Source organism: Georgenia faecalis, assembly GCF_003710105.1.
Classification (GTDB): Bacteria; Actinomycetota; Actinomycetes; order Actinomycetales; family Actinomycetaceae; genus Georgenia_A; species Georgenia_A faecalis.
In genome coordinates this window covers 2,107,204-2,124,442 of record NZ_CP033325.1, presented here as the reverse complement: position 1 = coordinate 2,124,442, position 17,239 = coordinate 2,107,204, and the positions used below count along the sequence as shown (strand labels likewise).

General features: G+C 66.9%; 12 protein-coding genes. 8 read left to right on the top strand and 4 right to left on the bottom strand.

Translation table 11 applies throughout. The features are described 5' to 3' along the window. Positions 1-81: 81 nt before the first annotated feature. From EBO36_RS09205 to EBO36_RS09185, 5 genes are all read left to right on the top strand, one after another. The gene (locus tag EBO36_RS09205; RefSeq protein WP_122824348.1) at positions 82-579 is read left to right on the top strand and encodes an NYN domain-containing protein; all 498 of its coding nucleotides are present in this window, start codon (positions 82-84) and stop codon (positions 577-579) included. Continuing rightward, positions 576-2,669 (top strand): N-6 DNA methylase, encoded by a 2,094-nt coding sequence (locus EBO36_RS09200; RefSeq protein WP_122824347.1) that lies wholly within the window; start codon positions 576-578, stop codon positions 2,667-2,669. The genes EBO36_RS09205 and EBO36_RS09200 overlap by 4 nt, the downstream gene beginning before the upstream one ends. Continuing rightward, the gene (locus EBO36_RS09195) at positions 2,666-4,630 is read left to right on the top strand and encodes a type I restriction-modification system subunit M (protein WP_122824346.1); all 1,965 of its coding nucleotides are present in this window, start codon (positions 2,666-2,668) and stop codon (positions 4,628-4,630) included. The genes EBO36_RS09200 and EBO36_RS09195 overlap by 4 nt, the downstream gene beginning before the upstream one ends. A gap of 110 nt (positions 4,631-4,740) precedes the next feature. Next, positions 4,741-6,018: a restriction endonuclease subunit S gene (locus EBO36_RS09190; protein ID WP_164471420.1), complete on the top strand. Its 1,278-nt coding sequence runs from the start codon at positions 4,741-4,743 to the stop codon at positions 6,016-6,018. Further along, entirely contained in the window at positions 6,015-9,008 is a 2,994-nt protein-coding gene (locus EBO36_RS09185; RefSeq protein ID WP_122824344.1) for a type I restriction endonuclease subunit R, read from the top strand. Before EBO36_RS09190 ends, EBO36_RS09185 begins: the two co-directional genes overlap by 4 nt. A 139-nt stretch (positions 9,009-9,147) precedes the next feature. On the opposite strand, the gene EBO36_RS09180 is transcribed toward EBO36_RS09185, so the two are convergent. Beyond that, on the bottom strand, positions 9,148-9,756 hold the full coding sequence (locus EBO36_RS09180; protein WP_122824343.1) for a hypothetical protein: 609 nt from the start codon (positions 9,754-9,756) through the stop codon (positions 9,148-9,150). Positions 9,757-9,813: 57 nt separating this feature from the next. After that, positions 9,814-10,737, bottom strand: a complete 924-nt coding sequence (locus EBO36_RS09175; protein WP_122824342.1) for a hypothetical protein — start codon at positions 10,735-10,737, stop codon at positions 9,814-9,816. Between the two features lie 547 nt (positions 10,738-11,284). Here EBO36_RS09175 and EBO36_RS09170 point away from each other — a divergent pair. The 3 genes from EBO36_RS09170 to EBO36_RS09160 all read left to right on the top strand — a co-directional run bounded on the left by EBO36_RS09170 (position 11,285) and on the right by EBO36_RS09160 (position 14,126). Beyond that, the gene (locus tag EBO36_RS09170; protein WP_122824341.1) at positions 11,285-12,511 is read left to right on the top strand and encodes a toxic anion resistance protein; all 1,227 of its coding nucleotides are present in this window, start codon (positions 11,285-11,287) and stop codon (positions 12,509-12,511) included. A 2-nt stretch (positions 12,512-12,513) separates the two neighbouring features. Further along, positions 12,514-13,299 (top strand): hypothetical protein, encoded by a 786-nt coding sequence (locus EBO36_RS09165; protein WP_122824340.1) that lies wholly within the window; start codon positions 12,514-12,516, stop codon positions 13,297-13,299. Positions 13,300-13,493: 194 nt separating this feature from the next. After that, positions 13,494-14,126 (top strand): hypothetical protein, encoded by a 633-nt coding sequence (locus tag EBO36_RS09160; protein WP_122824339.1) that lies wholly within the window; start codon positions 13,494-13,496, stop codon positions 14,124-14,126. A 111-nt stretch (positions 14,127-14,237) separates the two neighbouring features. On the opposite strand, the gene EBO36_RS09155 is transcribed toward EBO36_RS09160, so the two are convergent. Both EBO36_RS09155 and EBO36_RS09150 read right to left on the bottom strand, forming a co-directional pair. Continuing rightward, positions 14,238-15,617, bottom strand: coding sequence for an MFS transporter (locus tag EBO36_RS09155; protein WP_222928704.1), 1,380 nt, complete (start codon positions 15,615-15,617; stop codon positions 14,238-14,240). 51 nt (positions 15,618-15,668) lie between these two features. After that, entirely contained in the window at positions 15,669-17,225 is a 1,557-nt protein-coding gene (locus tag EBO36_RS09150) for a molybdopterin-dependent oxidoreductase (protein WP_122824338.1), read from the bottom strand. Positions 17,226-17,239 lie beyond the last annotated feature (14 nt).

The following is a 17,239-nucleotide window of genomic DNA, read 5'->3' as shown; positions in this document are numbered from 1 at the left end:
ACAGTTGACGGCTGTCGCTCGGCTGCGTAGCATGAGCGCCGCAGGTGAAAACCCCATTCACGTCGGCGATATGGAGGTACCATGGTTACGCAGGAAGCGGCTGTGCTCTCGCTCAGAAAGCGCGCACTCCGCGGACGTCGGCTCGTGGTGGTGGACATCGAGAACTGTGTCGGAGGAGCGGTGCTCACTGCTGGCCCCGCCACGTGGGTGCGCGAGGTGGTCGCCCGTGCGGTCGGCCGCATGACTGACCAGGTCGTGATCGGCGTGAGCCACGTAGGACTCATCTCGACGGCGTGTGCCTGGCCGGGAGCGCGGGTCCTCGTCCGGTCCGGTCGCGACGGCGCTGACCTCGTACTGTTGGACGTCCTCCAGAACGAGGGCATCGCCTCCAGGTTCGACGAGGTCTTCCTCTTCTCGGGGGACGGAATCTTCGCTGACACCGTCGCCGCACTGGCGGAAGCAGGCGTGCGCGTGACTGTCGTCGGGCACCCGGGTCAAGTCGCCTTGCAGCTCCGGCTCGCGGCGGCCCAGACCCGGTACATCGGCGCTGAACAGACTCGAATTGGAGGTGCTGCATGACCAACAACAATCCGGAAGGGCTCGTGTCGCCGAGCGACATCGCCGGCCTCACGGGCTACACGCGGGGCGCGGTGAGCAACTGGCGACGCCGGTCCAACGACTTCCCCGAGGCGGTCGCCGGGACCACGGCCAACCCGCTCTTCCCACGCGAGCACGTCCTGGCGTGGCTTGAAGCAAACGACAAGCCGGTCAAGAAGGACCGCGGTGAGAGCGCCATGTGGGCAGCACTGAACGTCCTGCGTGACAGCCTCGACATGAGCGAGGCCGCGATGCTCATCGTCACCCTCGCATGCGCGCGCAAGCTCGCCGAGCAGCAACGACGGTCCTCCTTTGCGCAGACATGGCACGACGTACAGTCGGGCGTCGTCAACGCCCGGGGCGCATCAGAAGCGCTGCAGACCGCGTTCGACTATTTGGACCCCCACGGTGATCTGCTCTCCTTCGAGCACAGTCGGCTGTTTCTGCCGCCGGCAGGAGTGGGCAAGATTATCGACGCGGTCGACTCGATCAAGGTCCCGGACCTCGCATACACGACCGACGTAGTCCTCGAACGGCTTGCGCGTTCGCAGGGCAAGATGGGAGCGGACTGCGGCTTTACGGGCTCACGAACTTCCGCACTCTTGGCCAGTCTGTGCGCCGAAAGTGCCGGAGGCACGCTCTACGACCCTGCGTGCGGGATCGGAGCCGCACTTATGCGCGCCGTCGACGCCGGTATCAAGCCGAGCCGAGTCGTGGGTCATGACATCAACCGCGCCGCGGTCCGCGTGGCGCGCCAGCGCGCCTTCCTTCGCGATGTTGACATCGAGCTCGCACTCGGCGATGTGCTCGAGCACGACCTGGCTCCCGACCTCAAAGCCGACGTGATCATCGCCGAACCGCCGTTCGGAATGAGTTTCTCGGCTCGAGACGCCCTCTTCGACCCGCGCTATCGCTTTGGGCGTCCGCCGAAGTCCTCGGGCGACTGGGCGTGGGTTCAGCACGTCGTCGAACACCTCAAAGATGGTGGGCGCGCTTACGTGGTCCTGACGTCCGGTGGACTCAATCGCGCGAGCGAACGAGCCATTCGCATGGGGCTCGTTGGTGCTGGCTGTGTCGAGGCGGTGGTCGGACTTCCCGGGAAGATGCTGCCGCACGTATCGGTTCCCCTCGCACTGCTGGTCCTCCGTCGACCGTCCGTGCCTGCCGCTGAGTCAGAGGTGTTGTTTATCGATGCCTCCGAGCAGGTCGCGCCGGAACACGAGGTCGCGCGATGGCTCTCGGATCCTAGCGACTTGGTTCGCCCGCCCCACATCACCGTCGGCGCCGCCGACGTGCTGGCGAAGGACGCACGGCTGGAGCCCCGCGCCTGGCTGCCCGCAGTCGGTCCAGACGCCTGCGAGGTCGTTCGATCTTTCACGGATGGTTGGAAGGAGGTGCTTCAGACTGCCGGCGAGATCGATGAGCAGGCGCCCGCCGCACCTACCGCCGTCACGTTCACACGACCCAGGATCGCCACCGTGGGCGAGCTCACGTCAGAAGGGATACTCAAAATTTGGGGAGGTGGCCGCCCGGAGGAGAAGTACGCCGACATGGGCTACCCGAAGTCCTTCCTCGCGCGCGTCGCCACTGCCTCGGACGTGCACGACGGAAGGCTGCGCTCGTCCCCACTGCCCGTCGAACCTGGCAGCAACCTGCACAAGCCGCACCTGACCGACGCTGGCGACCTACTGGTCACGACCTGGAACGAGGTGCGAGCGCGCATCGACGTCGCTGGTAGCCACCTGCCGGGGGCCGGTGTCCACCGTGTGAAAATACGGGACCTAGCGGCGCTCGATCCAGAGTACCTCGCGATCACACTCGCAGGTCCCTGGAACAAGCGATTCCTCCGCGGAAGCACGATCCCGCGCGCCAAACTCAGCGATCTGGAAGTCCCACTTGTGCCCCTCGCCGAGCAGCACAGCATCGTGACATCGCTTCGGGGGGTTGAAAAGGTCGAGCATCTAGCCGCTCGACTGTCAGAAGGTGCCGCGACCGTGCGAACGGCCTACCTCGCCGCACTCCGCTACGACGTTGACCTCACCAGCACCAACCCTGAAGGAACCGCCGAATGAGCCCCGCCAACGTTCAGAAGATCGCCTCGTTCATTTGGGGCGTCGCCGACGATGTCCTGCGCGACCTGTACGTCCGCGGGAAGTACCGCGACGTCGTCTTACCCTTCACCGTGCTGCGCCGTCTCGACGCCGTCCTAGAGCCGACCAAGAAGAACGTCTTGGACATGAAGAAGATCCTCGATGACGCTGGAATCATCGACCAGGACCAGGCTCTGCGTCAGGAGGCCGGGCAGGCATTCTGGAACACCTCGCCGTTCACGATGCGTGAACTGCGCGGTCGGTCTTCCCAGGCCCGGCTGCAGCAGGACTTCATCGCATACCTCGACGGGTTCAGCCCGAATGTCCAGCGCATCATCAACAACTTCGAGGTGCGCCAGCAGATCCCAAAGCTCGCCAAGGCCGATGCGCTCGGCGCGCTTATTGAGAAGTTCCTCGATCCGGCCATCGACCTCAGTCCCGAGGGCCTGGACAACCACGCTATGGGGACCGTGTTCGAGGAGCTCGTGCGCCGGTTCAACGAGGCGAACAACGAGGAGGCCGGCGAGCACTGGACGCCGCGTGACGCCGTGCGGCTCATGACCAGGCTCATCTTCGATCCGGTCGCCGACCAGATACCCGACGGCACTTACACCCTGTACGACGGCGCCATGGGCACCGGCGGAATGCTCACCGTCGCCGAGGAAACCCTCCAGGACCTTGCCGCCAAGAGCGGCAAGCGAATCGTCACCAACCTGTTTGGCCAGGAGATCAACGCCGAGACGTACGCGATCGCCGTCGCCGACCTCCTGCTCAAGGGCGAGGGTGCCAACGCCGATGGGCTCGTCGGCGGGCCTGAATACTCGACCCTGTCGAACGATGCCTTCCAGGGCCGTAGCTTTGACTTCATGCTCTCCAACCCTCCCTACGGCAAGAGCTGGTCCACCGACCAGCAGCGCATGGGTGGCAAGAAGGAGATAATCGACCCCCGCTTCATCGTCGACCACGACGGGGATTCAGAATTCAGCCTGGTCACCCGGTCCAGCGACGGACAGATGCTCTTCTTGGCCAACATGGTCTCGAAGATGAAGACGAACACCCCGCTCGGAAGCCGCATCGCCGAGGTCCACAACGGCTCTTCGCTTTTCACCGGCGAGGCGGGCCAGGGTGAGTCGAACATCCGCCGTTACGTCATCGAGAACGACTGGCTCGAGGCGATCATTGCTCTGCCGCTTAAGATGTTCTACAACACCGGCATCGCGACCTACATCTGGGTTCTCACCAACCGCAAGCCCCGGCACCGCGCGGGCAAGGTCCAGCTCATCGACGCGACCGAGTGGTACACACCGCTGCGCAGGAACCTCGGCGAGAAGAACCGCGAGCTGGGCCCTGACGACGTGGAGCGGATCATGCGAGTGTTCAACGATTTCGAGAATTCCAACGACGACGGCGATCGCTCCAAGGTCTTCGTCAACGCAGAGTTTGGGTACTCCAAGGTGCAGGTCGAACGACCGCTGCGCATCGCGGGCATCGCCGCCAATACGATCTACAGCACCGCCCAGATCAACAAGCTCCTCAAGGACGGCGCCAAGCGCGATCCGAGCGCGGCGCCTGTCATCACCAAGGTTCACCCCAAGGGCACCGAGCCGGACCCGCTCATCGGCCTGTTCGAAGCTGAGTTCCGTGGCGAGACGCGCGTCGTCGCCTACGCTCCCGACTCCCAGCTCCGCGACAACGAGCAGATTCCCCTGCTCGAGCCCGCCGGGAAGTGGCGCGATGGCATCGAGGCGTTCATACGTCGCGAGGTTCTCCCGTACGCGCCTGACGCCTGGGTAGACGCGTCGAAGACGAAGGTCGGTTACGAGATCAGCTTCACTAAGCACTTCTACAAGCCCGCACCATTGCGGACCCTGGCCGAAATCCGCGCCGACATTCGCGCCCTCGAGGCCGAGTCCGACACACTCATCGCGGAGATCGCCCACTGATGTTCCAGGAACTTAAGGCCTACCCGGCGTACGTGGACGCGAGTCTTCCATGGCTTCAGAGGCTCCCGAGCCATTGGACCATTACCCGCGGCAAGACATTGTTCACACGCGTGGAGCGCCCCGTTCGCGAGGACGACGGGGTCGTCACGTGCTTTCGCGATGGACGGGTGACGCTTCGGTCTCGCCGACGCACTACCGGATACACCGAATCGCTCAAGGAGATCGGTTACCAGGGGATTCGTCGCGGTGACCTCGTCATCCACGCGATGGACGCATTCGCTGGCGCCGTTGGAGTCGCGGAGGACGACGGCAAGTCGACCCCGGTGTACGCAGCCTGCGTCCCTCGGAGCGATGTTTCGCCTCGTTACTATGCGCACCTCATCCGGCGATTGGCGCTCACCGGCTGGATTCAGGCGAACGCAAGGGGGGTGCGCGAGCGGTCGACCGATTACCGATGGGCTTCGTTCGCGGAGGAACGGCTACCTGTTCCGCCGCCCCAGGATCAAGAGGCGATCGTCACGTACCTCGCACATGCGAACCAGAGGATCAACCGGGCGATCCGTACTAAGCGTCGGCTCATTGGGCTGCTGCGCGAGCGTCAGCAGGCTGTGATCGTTGAATTGGTGCTTCGCGGCACGAATGCGAGCGCGCCGCTCGTGGACACCGGGAACCGATTTATAGGGAAGATACCCGAAGGCTGGGCAATAAGGCGCTTCTCGCAGGTGGTGACGCCAGTACAGCGGATCGGACACGCGGACGAGGATCTACTCTCGGTGTATCTTGGGCGTGGTGTGATTCGGTATGCAGAAGGTGGGAAGCGCGTCCATGCTCCAAGCCTCGATCTCTCCGCGTACCAGCTCGTCAAGCCCGGGGATCTCGTGATGAACAATCAACAGGCCTGGCGGGGATCGGTTGGCGTTTCTTCGCGACGAGGAATCGTCAGTCCCGCATATGTGGTCGGAGAACTGACGCAGGCAATAGATCCTGACTACGCGAGGTACCTCCTCGCAGCCCGGCCCATGATCGACCAGTACGTCGTTGCTTCTAAAGGGGTCGGTGACATTCAGCGCTCGATCTACTGGCCATATCTGAAGACTTCGGTCGTGCCGATCCCTCCGGTTGATGAACAGCGAGAAATTGCTGGCCGGATTGATTCTGAAGTGTCGGCGACAAGCGAGCCGATTCGAAGAATCGAGCGCGAAATCGATTTGCTCGTGGAGTTCGGCGATCGCTTGACCGCCGACGTCGTAACAGGGCAGGTAGATGTGCGCTCGATCGCGGCGCGCCTGCCGCCGATCGACCTCACTGATATGTTCGCCGCGTCCGTAGGGGCGAACCAAGCAGAGGACGATGAGCCGACCGACGAGACCTTCATGGAGGACGGATGAACGGGGCGATGATGAACGAGGAGAGCCTGGAGGCCCTCGTTGTCAAGCAGATGGCGGAGGCAGGTTGGAAGCAAGGAATCATCGTTCCCGCACTCGCCGTCGTCGACGCTGACCGACAGGTGCGCGTATCGATCGCGCGCGGTTACGGGCTCGACGTCCAGCAGCTCACGACGTTCCTTCAGGAGACCCAGCCGGCTGTCGCGGAGGCGGTCGGGCTGGGCGAGGGCTGGGCGACCGAGACCCCTGCCCGGACGAAGTTCCTCGCCAAGCTCCAGGGTGAGATCACCAAGAACGGCGTCGTGCAGGTGCTGCGGCGCGGCTTCGGCCACGGTGCCGTGCCGCACATCAATTTCTACTACCCGATCCCGACGCGCGGGAACACGTTGGCTGAGGCGCTGCACGCGGCGAATCGGTGGGTCGTGGTCCGGCAAGTTCACTACTCGTCGGTGGACGCGGGTAAATCCCTCGACCTCGTCGCGTTCGTCAACGGTCTGCCGATCGCGACGTTCGAGCTGAAGAACTACATCACCAAGCAGACCGTCGCCGACGCCGTCGCGCAGTACCAGGTCGACCGTAACCCGAAGGAGCTGCTGTTCCAGCCTGGTCGGTGCCTGGTGCACTTCGCCGTTGATGACAAGCGCGTGAAGTTCTGCGCCGAGCTCGCCGGGCCCAAGTCGTGGTTCCTGCCGTTCGACAAGGGCTACCAGGACGGTGCGGGCAATCCGCCAAACCCCGACGGGGTCATGACGGACTACCTCTGGCGGGAGATTCTCGCGCCGCCATCGCTTGCCGACATCATCGAGAACTACGTCCAGGTCACCACGACCAAGGACACGAAGACAGGCAGGAAGTCCCAGAAGAGGATCTTTCCACGTTACCACCAGCTCGACGTCGTGCGCCGGCTGCTCGCCGACGTCGAGGCGAACGGTGCCGGGCGCCGGTACCTGATCCAGCACTCGGCCGGGTCGGGCAAGTCGAACTCGATCGCCTGGCTGGCCCACCAGCTCATCGAGGCCAAGCACAACGGCGCGAACGCCGTCGACTCGGTGCTGGTCGTGACCGACCGTCGCCTGTTGGACGGTCAGATCAAGGAGACGATCAAGTCCTTCACGCAGGTCGGCTCGACGGTCGCGCATGCCGAGCACTCCAGCGACCTGAAGAACGCGATTGAGGCCGGCAAGCGGATTATAATCACGACGGTCCAAAAGTTCCCTTACATCGTCGCGAGCCTGGGCGCCGAGCACCGTGCCCGGAAGTTCGCGGTCATCATCGACGAGGCACACTCGTCACAGACGGGCAAGGCTGCTGCGGCGCTCTCCGGGTCTCTGTCAACCGAAGGCGCCCAGGGTGATGAGGAGTCGGCTGAGGAGATGTTGGTTCGGATGGTCGAGCAGAAGAAGCTGCCGGCCAACGCCTCCTACTTCGCGTTCACCGCGACACCGAAGAACAAGACGCTCGAGCTCTTCGGCGAGCCGGTGCCCGGCGCGCTGGGCAAGCGCCCGTTCCACTCCTACACGATGAAGCAGGCGATACAGGAGGGATTCATTCTCGACGTCCTGCAGGGGTACGTGCCCATCGAAAGCTATTACAAGCTCGTCAAGACGGTCGAGGACGAGCCGGAGTTCGACGCGTCCAGGGCGTCGAAGAAGCTGCGCGCCTACGTCGAGGGTCATGAGACCGCGATCCGCAAGAAGGCCGAGATCATGGCCGACCACTTCCACACCCAGGTGATCGGTAAGCACAAGATCGGCGGCAGGGGCCGTGCGATGGTCGTGACCAAGACGATCGCCCGCGCGATCGACTACTACGAGGCCATCCGCGATTACCTTGTCGAACGCGGGAGCCCGTACAAGGCGATCGTGGCGTTCTCCGACTTCGAGCGGGATGGCAGGAAGGTTACCGAGGCGGACTACAACGGCTTCCCCGGAAAGGAGATCCCCGACCGGATCCAGCAGGACCCGTACCGGATCCTCGTCGTGGCCGACAAGTACCAGACCGGGTACGACCAGGCGCTGCTGCACACCATGTACGTCGACAAGCCGCTGTCGAGCGTGCTCGCCGTGCAGACGCTGTCGCGGCTCAACCGTGCATGGCCGGGGAAGACTGACACCGCCGTGCTCGACTTCGCGAACACCGCCGACGAGATCCGCGCCGCGTTCGAGCCGTACTACCGCACCACCGTGCTGGCCGGCGAAACCGATCCGGACAAGCTGCACGACCTGCAGGGTGCTCTCGCCCGAGCTGGCGTGTACTCCGATGAGCACGTTGATCGGTTCATCGCTCTCTTCCTCGACGAGAGCGTCGACCGCTCCCAGCTTGACCCGATCCTCGACCACTGCGCCGCTGAGTACATGGAGCAGATGGACGAGGACGAGCAGATCGAGTTCAAGGGTCAGGCCAAGGCTTTCGTGAGGACCTACTCGTTCCTCTCCCTCGTCCTGCCGTTCAGCAACATCGAGTGGGAGAAGCTGTCGATCTTCCTCGGCCTGCTCATCCCCAAGCTGCCCGCACCGGAGGAGACCGACCTATCGGCCGGGATCCTCGATACGATCGACCTGGACTCCTACCGCATTGAAAAGCGCGAGGAAGTCTCGATCGCTCTCGCGGAGGCCGAGGGAGAGTTGCAGCCGGTCCCGGCTGGGGGTGGCGGCCGGAGAGTCGAACCTGAGTTGGAGCGCATATCGGAGATCCTCGACCAGTTCAACGATCTCTTCGGCAACATTGACTGGGACGATGAGGACCGAATCCGGGAGCGGATCACCAGTGAGATTCCCGAGAAGGTCCTCGTCGACCAGGATTACGCCAACGCCCGCGCGAACAACGACGCTGACAACGCCAAGCTCGCCATGACTGCCGCCCTGGCCAAGGTCATGCAAGGCATGCTCCGCGACGAAACACAACTCTTCAAGCAGTTCGTCGACAATCCCGACTTCAAGACCTGGCTAACCGACGCAGTGTTCCGCTCGACCTACGGCAAAGACGCCACGTAAGGCTGCTGGTCAGGTCGCGGGGACAATCGAATGAGCGGCGCTTGCCCTCGCGCTGTGCTCATCCCGCCGGGCAAGCGCCACACACCGCGTTATGAACCTTCCGCGGCGCTTTTGACGAGAAGGGTCACGATGTCGCGACCTAGCCGGTAGGCGGCTTCTTCAACGCCCGCCGATTGCTGCGCTTCTCAGCCAGCGCCTCGCGCTGCCGGGAAAGGTCATTAGCCTTAAGCAGGACGTCCTGCATCATCACAAGGCGCCCGTACTTCACGACGATCAAGAGAAGTGCCGCCTCGGCGATCCAGGCTGCACCACGCGTGTTGTGGGGATCGTTGGGATCCATCGGATCGAGGCCGATGCAAACCAGGGACATGACAGCGACGGCCCACAGCCACAGCCCGTTGCTTCGCAACCCTTTTCTCATCGACTTCCCGTGGCTAACTCGGATGTGTTTCATGACGTCGCCGCTTGAGGAAACATACGAGCCCACTGCCGTGTTGTTGCTACCCGCGACGAGAGCTGCCACCGTCGCCAAGCCGACGTAGATGAACCGGCGCTGGTCGGTCGCGATTTCCTGGATCGCGAAGTCCACGCGATCCCACTCCCAGTGGCGATAGAGGACGAAGTGCAGCAGCGTGAGAACGACGACCAGCGCTAGATCTGGCCAGACTCTGGCCAGCCACCAGTCTACGACTCGGGCTGGGAAGGTTCGTCTCCCGCCACCTGTCTGAACGTTGCCGTTGCCGCTCATGCCTATCACCCCTTCTTCGCTTGACGGCGACACTAGACGGGAGCTCAGACAGTCCGTCTAGCGGGCGGTAGCGACGACCTGGAGACGGCTGGCAGCCCGGCTGATCGCGTCGATCGCCGACGGGATGCGCACCTGGTGGCCGTCGTCGTCCATCACAGAGACCTTCTCCTTGGTGGCCATCCGGTGCTTCACAAGGTCGACCAACTCCCGGCCGTTCGTAGAGTCCGGCTGGAAATCCACAATCTCTGCCTGAGCGCTGCGGACAGGCCGCCCAATCAGCTCCCGGGCACGATCAGCGAGTGACCGGCGCGTAGCCTCCGTTGCGCCGTCAGATCGTCCTCGGATACGCAGCACCACTTCGACATTGACCTCCGGACCGAGGTCCAGTTCTTGGCCCATGCGCTGCGCCGCCGAGTAAAGCCCAGAGCCGTCAACAACCTCGGCATCGATCTGTGTCGCATCGAGCTGGAGGCGTACCATGCGTGCTTCGGAGTATCCGTTTTGCAGCATTCCTACGAGGTTGTTGGCGACGTAGGGACGCACCGAGATGGCTTCGCCAAAAAGCCGGGAATCTTCATTTATCCAGTCTGCGATAACACCCGCCCGCGGCGAGGCCATCCCGCCCAGGACGAAGCCGAAGACGTTCGTGTTCTCAACGAATGATGCAACGCATATTTCGACCCATGGGCGGTTGGCCTGTGTCTGCTCGTCGAAGATTTGCCCGGAGTCCTCGTCGAGCGACGATGGAGGTTCGTCACGCTCGCGGGCAACAACGAGACTCAGTTTGGTTCGGTGTTCGTATACGTGCGCGTAGTGTCGAAGACCATAGATTTCGTGGCGGAGGGACGTGGCGCCTTGGTTCCTCTGCCGATCGCGAAGCTTACGGAGGTGCTGCTGCCAGTCTTCGGCGGCCATGGGTTCGCTGTTATCGTCGCACACCTCGAAGAACGCGACCGTCTTCTTCATTGTCCTCGTGGCCACGCTCGCTCCTCCAACGGTCTTCGCCCTAGACAGCTCATAGTAGTGCAGGGTTCATTCTGTGTACTTCCGGCGGTTCGACCGTCGGCGGAAGTAGCGCAGACAACATCTCTGGGTTCCCCAATGCGCGGCGGCGGCGCGACGCGCGCCGCAGCAATGCCGCCCAGCATGCGACCCTAGCTTGTCTGGCCCGCTAGGGGAGGCGCAGACTCAACGCCGCCTGGGCTTGTGACCGCTCAACACCGAGTTGTCGGATGTGGGCAACTCAACCACGTTTGACCGCGGATGGGCAGTGGCCTGGAAGGTGTCCCACGCGCTTCGCCTGCCTCGGTCTACCTGGTTGCGCACCCTGGGTTCGCTTTCGATCTGCGGAACTTACTCGTCTGCCCCATGGTTACCAGGCCCTCGAGCGTGCCCACTGTTCGGACGCTGCTGGAACTTAACCACCTCCGTGACCGTTCACCGGTAGAGAGAGCAACCCAATTCCCGGCGCCGCTCTCAGCCGCCCCTGAGACACTGTGGGTAGCCCCGGCGTAGAGGAGTGCACGGCATGTCGAACCCGCTCGACCTTGGCCAGAACCAGCCTGCGGCGGTGGAGAACCCGCTGCAGCTGGAGCCGCCCGCGCCCGCGGCCGAGGTGGAGGTCCATCAGCCGGAGAAGGTCGGCGGCGTCATCCTCGTGGACGCCGAGGCCCAGCGGAAGCACGCGGAGACGGCGCGCGCGTTCCTCGACGACCTGCTCGCCGCGCCGCTGCACAGCCCGGAGTTCGAGACGAAGCTGGCGCAGCTGACCCGCATGGGCGAGGAGACGGTGCGCCAGGCCGGCGACTCGGCCAACCGCATGCTTCAGCGGCCCGCGGCGGCGCTCGGGGCCGGGGGAGCGGACCCCGCATCGCGCACCGGCAAGAGCCTGGCCGAGTTGCGGGAGATCGTCACCGAGCTCGACCCGAAGCGCCACGACCTCACCGGCGCCAAGCGCCTCCTCAAGTTCCTCCCCAGCGGCAGCCCCATCGAGCGGTACTTCCGCAAGTACGAGTCCGCGCAGGACCAGCTCGACGCCATCACCAAGGCGCTCAAGGGCGGCCAGGACGAGCTCCGCCTCGACAACGCGGCGATTCAGACCGAGCGCGACGCCCTGTGGGCGACGCTCGGGCAGCTGGCCAACTACGCCGTGCTCGCCCGGCACCTCGGCGACGGCCTCGAGGAGCGGATCGCGGCCCTGCGCGCCGAGGGCAAGACCGACGAGGCGGCGACCCTGGAGGGCGACGCCCTCTTCGCCGTCCGCCAGCGTCACCAGGACCTCATGACTCAGATGGCGGTCTCCGTCCAGGGCTACCTCGCCCTCGACGTCGTGAAGAAGAACAACACCGAGCTCATCAAGGGCGTCGACCGCGCGCTCGACACCACCCTCGCGGCCCTGCGGGTGGCCGTCACCGTCTCCCAGGCGTTGGCCCAGCAGGAGATCGTCCTCTCCCAGGTCGAGGCCCTCAACGCGACCACCGCCGACATGATCGTCTCGACGTCGGAGCTGCTCCGCTCCCAGGGCGCCGCCATCCAGCAGAGCGCCGGCCGCGCCACGGTCGACCCCGCCAAGCTCCAGCAGGCCTTCGACAACGTCTTCCAGGCCATCGACGAGATCGACCGGTACAAGGTGGAGGCCGCGCGGTCGATGAAGCAGACGGTGGAGGTGCTCGAGGGGCAGGTGGGCCGAGCCCGCCTCCAGCTCGAGCGCAGCCACTCCTCCGACGCCCCCACTCCGGACTCCCCGAGGAGCTGACCATGTCGCGGTTGACGCTGGGCAACGCCGTCAAGGTGGGCCTCGTTGTCGTCTTCCTGCCCCTGCTCGCCTACCTCGTCCTGTTCATCGGCGCGGTGAAGAAGAACGTCCGGGCGATCGTCGAGGGTCTGGTCTACGCGGCCGGGTTCTCCGTCGCCGTCTTCGAGCTCGGCTGGGGTGGACCCGGGGTCCTCCTCGGCCTCGCCTCCATGGCGGCGTCCGGCGTGCGCGCCTGGCACCTGCGCGACCTCTGGCTCCCGGCCCGGCGCCGTTGGTGGCACCGGTTCGTCCCGGCCGAGTCGCCGGGGCAGGCCGCCCTGGCCGCGCCGTCGACGACGGCGGCGCTCGAGCCTGCGGACGCCCGGTCCTCCGCCCTGGCCGCCGTCGCGCACGACGCGCGCCGGAACCGGCACCGGCTTCCGCCGACGGCCGTCGCGAGCCTCCTCGAGACGTGCCGGACGCTCGACGCGGTCATCGTGGCGGAGAAGCAGGAGCCGTCCGGCGACGCGCGCCTGGAGTACGAGCTGGACGCCATGGTGCAGCAGTACCTGCCCGCCGTCGTCCGCGCCTACCTGGCGATCCCGCCGAGCATGGTCGACAGCCGCCAGCCCAACGGCCGCACGCCCAAGGAGGAGCTGGCCGAGCAGCTGCAGATCCTCTCCGCCCAGGCCCAGTCCCTGTACACCAGCCGGTACAGCCGGACGCCGGCGCAGCTGACCACCACGGGCAACTTCCTGCGCGAGAAGTTCGGGCACCCGGAAAGCGCGTACGACTTCGGCGTGAGGTAGACGGCTTCCCGATTCTTCAGCGGCCCCACCTCCGCCTGGCGGAGGCGGGGCTCAACCGTGCCGTCGCCGCGCGCCGCGGCATCGTCGATGACCCCACCTCCTTCCCACTCGTGCAGCAGGCCCCTCTTAGTTAGGGTCACGTGTCGCCAAACCCCACGCGCACGCCCGTGCGCTGACACCGAAGGATCGTCTCGATGCGCCGCAAGTCCCTCCTGTTCATGTCCACGCTCGCCCTGGCCACCATGGGCCTCACCGCGTGCGGGGACGACTCCGGAGGCGGCGCCGAGTCCGCCGAGCCCACGACGGCGAGCGAGGAGACCACCACGCCGGAGGAGCCGACGGCCGACGAGACGAAGACCGCCACGGAGGAGGAGTCCACCGACAGCGGTAGCGCGGCCCCCACGGACAGCGCCGCCGACTCCGGCGCGCCCGCCGACCTCGGCGCGACCGACCCGGGCCCGGCCCCCGAGGGCGCGGTCATCCCCGCCGACGCGGTGGCGACGCCCCCGCAGGCCATCGGTCCCTTCACGCTCCAGGAGGCCAGCGGCCCCGCCCGCATGTACGCCGACGACGACTTCACCGTGAGGATCGCCGTGGACGGCAACGTGCTCAGCTCCCCGTACGAGTCGCTGGTCGAGTACATCGCGACCAGCAACACCCCCGCGGGCACCGGAAGCTGCGGAACCAACGAGTCGGGGAGCTCGATCACCTGCTACCTGCGGACGACCGACGGCGTCATCACCGTGACCGCGACGCCCGAGGAGGTCAGCCTCGAGGACATGGTCGTGTTCGTGAACCACTACGCCGCCGAGGCCGGCGCCGCCTGACGCAACGGCAGGGGAGGACTACCCCGCTCGCGTCCCCGAGCACGACGACGTTGGACTCACCCTCGCAGGGTGGGTCCGCCGTCGTCGTGGGTCGCTCCTAGCGACCTCGCCTTACGTGGTCACGTCCGCGGCACGCGCGCGCCGCCCCGGCAGGAGCACCCCGGAGCCCGCGGCCCCGAGAAGAAGGAGCCCCGCGCACCACCACATGGCCCGGGTGTAGCCCGCGCCGAAGGTGTCGGCCACCAGCTCGCCGTCGAGACCGACGAGGGCGGGGAGCGCGGCGATCGCCAGGAGTCCCGCGGCGCGGGCGACCGCGTTGTTGACGCCGCTCGCCAGGCCGACGTGCTCGGCGGGCGCGGCGGCGAGGACGGTGGCGGTCAGCGGGGTGACGAGCAGCGTGATGCCCGCACCGAAGGCGAGGACGCCGGGCAGGACGTCGGTGAGGTAGGAGGCGTCGTCGGGGATGCCGGCGAGGAGCGCGACCCCGACGGCGGCGAGGGCCGGGCCGAGCGCCATGAGCGGCCGCGGGCCGGTGCGGTCGAGGAGGGTGCCCACGCGCGGGGAGAAGACGAGCAGGAGCAGCGTGAACGGGATGGTCGCGGCGCCGGCGGCGAGCGGCCCGTACCCCGCGACCACCTGGAGCTGGAGCACGAGGAAGAACGTCACCGCGCCGAGCGCCGCGTAGATGAGGAAGGTCGCGACGTTGACCACCGAGAACGTCCGGTCGGCGAAGATCCCCAACGGGACCATGGGATGCGGCGTGCGGGCCTCGACGACGACGAAGGCCACCGCGGCCACCGCCCCGACGACCGCCGCCGGCCACAGCCCCTGGATGAGGGCGACGGTGATCCCGCCGAGCGCGACGACGCCCAGCGCCGCACCGGGCACGTCGAAGCGCCCCTGCCCGGCCGCCGGCCTCGACTCGGGCACCCGCCGCAGCGCGATCGCGATGACGGCGGCGGCCACCGGCACGTTGATGAAGAACACCCACCGCCACGAGAGCGCCTCCACCAGCCAACCGCCGAGCAGCGGCCCGACGGCGCCGGCCACGCCGGACCACGCCGACCAGTAGCCGATGGCGCGGGCGCGGTCCTCCGCGGCGATGAGGGACTGGATGAGGGCGAGGCTGCCCGGTGCCAGCAAGGCCGCGCCGATGCCCTGCAGCCCGCGGGCGACGACGAGCTGCTCGACCCCCTGCGCGAGCCCGCAGGCGACCGACGCGGCGCCGAACCAGGCGATCCCGACGACGAAGACGCGCCTGCGGCCGCGCCGGTCACCGAGGGAGCCGCCCACGAGGATGAGGGAGGCGAGGGTGAGCATGTACGCGTTGACCACCCACTGCAGGTCCACGAGCGTCGCGTCGAGGTCGAGCGCGATCGGTCGCAGCGCGACGTTGACGACGCTGCCGTCGAGGAAGGCAATCGCCGACGCGAGCGTCGCGGCGAGCACCACCCAGCGGCCACGCGCCGACCGCAGCGGCAGGCTCTCCATCCGGCCATGGTGCCCCCGAGCGCGCCGGCCGGGAAGGCAGGATCGGATTCGCTAAGACTCCGATCGGCGCCGCCGAACCTCGACGTCTCTGGAGTGCCACCCGCTCGACCCGTCCGGCGCGGGGGGCGCCAACCGGTCGGTCTGGATCTCGCCGTCGCCGTCCGTCGCCCGGACGGTGAGCGTGTGCTCCCCGGGGTCGGCGTCCCACTCGAACATCCACATCCGCCACGAGTCGACCGTCGGCTCGGCGGCCAGCGTCGCCTCCTGCCACTCGCCGTCGTCCACGCGCACCTGCACGGCCCTGACGCCACGGTGCTGCGCCCACGCGACACCGGCGACGACGGTCGGCCCCGCGTCGATCGGCCCGCGTCGGGGCACGTCGATGCGGGACGCCGTCTTGATCGGCCCGCGCGCGGACCAGCCGCGCGGGGTCCAGTAGCCCTCGTCCTGCGCGAAGCGGGTGACGTTGAGGTCGACGACCCACTTCGTCGCGGACACGTAGCCGTACAGCCCGGGCACGACCATCCGCACCGGGAAGCCGTGCTGCTCGGGCAGCGGCTCGCCGTTCATCCCGACGGCCAGCAGGGAGTTGCGCTCGTCGGTGAGCACCTCGAGCGGGGTGCCGGCCGTCCAGCCGTCGGCGCTGGTGGAGAGCACCATGTCCGCCTCGGGCAGCGGGCGGGCCCGGGCGAGGAGCTCCCGGACCGGCCAGCCGGTCCACACGGCGTTGCCGGCGAGGTCGCCGCCCACGTAGTTCGACACGCAGGTGAGCGTCACGAGTGCCTCGACCATGGGCTGGGCGAGCAGCTCGGCCATGTCGATCTCGACCTCCTGCTCCACGAGCCCGTGCACCCGCAGCCGCCACGTGCCCGGGTCCACCTGCGGGACGGTGACCGCGGTGTCGATCCGGTAGAAGTCGTCGTTCGGGGTGCGGTAGGTCGTCTGGCCGGGCACGCCCTGGTCCGCCGCCGCGGGCACGGTCACCGGGGCGGCGACCCGAGGCACGACGAACGCGTCCCGGGCGGCGCGCACCGCCTCGCCGGCGCCGCTGAGGACCCGCCCGGCGAGGACGCCGAGCAGTCCCACCACGGTGAGCGACCCGGCGCCGACGAGCACCGAGCGGCGGGAGAGGTCGCCCGGCGTCTCGACGCCCGCCGTCGTCGTCGTGACGTCGCGGTTGAACCAGGCGAGGACGAGCACGCCGACGACGACGCCCACCACCGTCGGCACCACGTCCGTCGCCGTGGCGCCCGGCCGGCTGAGCACGGCCGCCACCCCGACGACGCCGAGCAGCGCGAACGTCACCAGCCCCGCCGCGAGCAGCCGCCGGGCGAGAAGGCCGATACCCGCACACGCGGCGAGGAGGACGAGGCCCATGCCGACGAGCAGGGCGGTCTTGTCCGCCGTCCCGAACGTCGCGACGGCGAAGTCCTTCAACCACGCCGGGGTGAGGTCGACGAAGGCGTCGGCCACCGCGAGCAGCGGCGAGGGCGTCCCCTCCACCGAGGTGACGCGGGTGAGCAGGCCGGTGAGCAGCTCCGCGACGCCGAGCGTCGCCGCGCCGGCGGCCAACCCGGCCAGCTCGGCGCCCGCTCGCGTGGCGCGCATCACCGCATCATGGT

Bases quoted from the DNA above. Each gene is read 5' to 3' on its own strand.
- EBO36_RS09205 (WP_122824348.1), top strand. From the start codon at position 82: ATGGTTACGCAGGAAGCGGCTGTGCTCTCGCTCAGAAAGCGCGCACTC.
- EBO36_RS09200 (WP_122824347.1), top strand. From the start codon at position 576: ATGACCAACAACAATCCGGAAGGGCTCGTGTCGCCGAGCGACATCGCC.
- EBO36_RS09195 (WP_122824346.1), top strand. From the start codon at position 2,666: ATGAGCCCCGCCAACGTTCAGAAGATCGCCTCGTTCATTTGGGGCGTC.
- EBO36_RS09185 (WP_122824344.1), top strand. From the start codon at position 6,015: ATGAACGGGGCGATGATGAACGAGGAGAGCCTGGAGGCCCTCGTTGTC.
- EBO36_RS09180 (WP_122824343.1), bottom strand. From the start codon at position 9,756: ATGAGCGGCAACGGCAACGTTCAGACAGGTGGCGGGAGACGAACCTTC.
- EBO36_RS09170 (WP_122824341.1), top strand. From the start codon at position 11,285: ATGTCGAACCCGCTCGACCTTGGCCAGAACCAGCCTGCGGCGGTGGAG.
- EBO36_RS09165 (WP_122824340.1), top strand. From the start codon at position 12,514: ATGTCGCGGTTGACGCTGGGCAACGCCGTCAAGGTGGGCCTCGTTGTC.
- EBO36_RS09160 (WP_122824339.1), top strand. From the start codon at position 13,494: ATGCGCCGCAAGTCCCTCCTGTTCATGTCCACGCTCGCCCTGGCCACC.
- EBO36_RS09155 (WP_222928704.1), bottom strand. From the start codon at position 15,617: ATGGAGAGCCTGCCGCTGCGGTCGGCGCGTGGCCGCTGGGTGGTGCTC.
- EBO36_RS09150 (WP_122824338.1), bottom strand. From the start codon at position 17,225: ATGCGCGCCACGCGAGCGGGCGCCGAGCTGGCCGGGTTGGCCGCCGGC.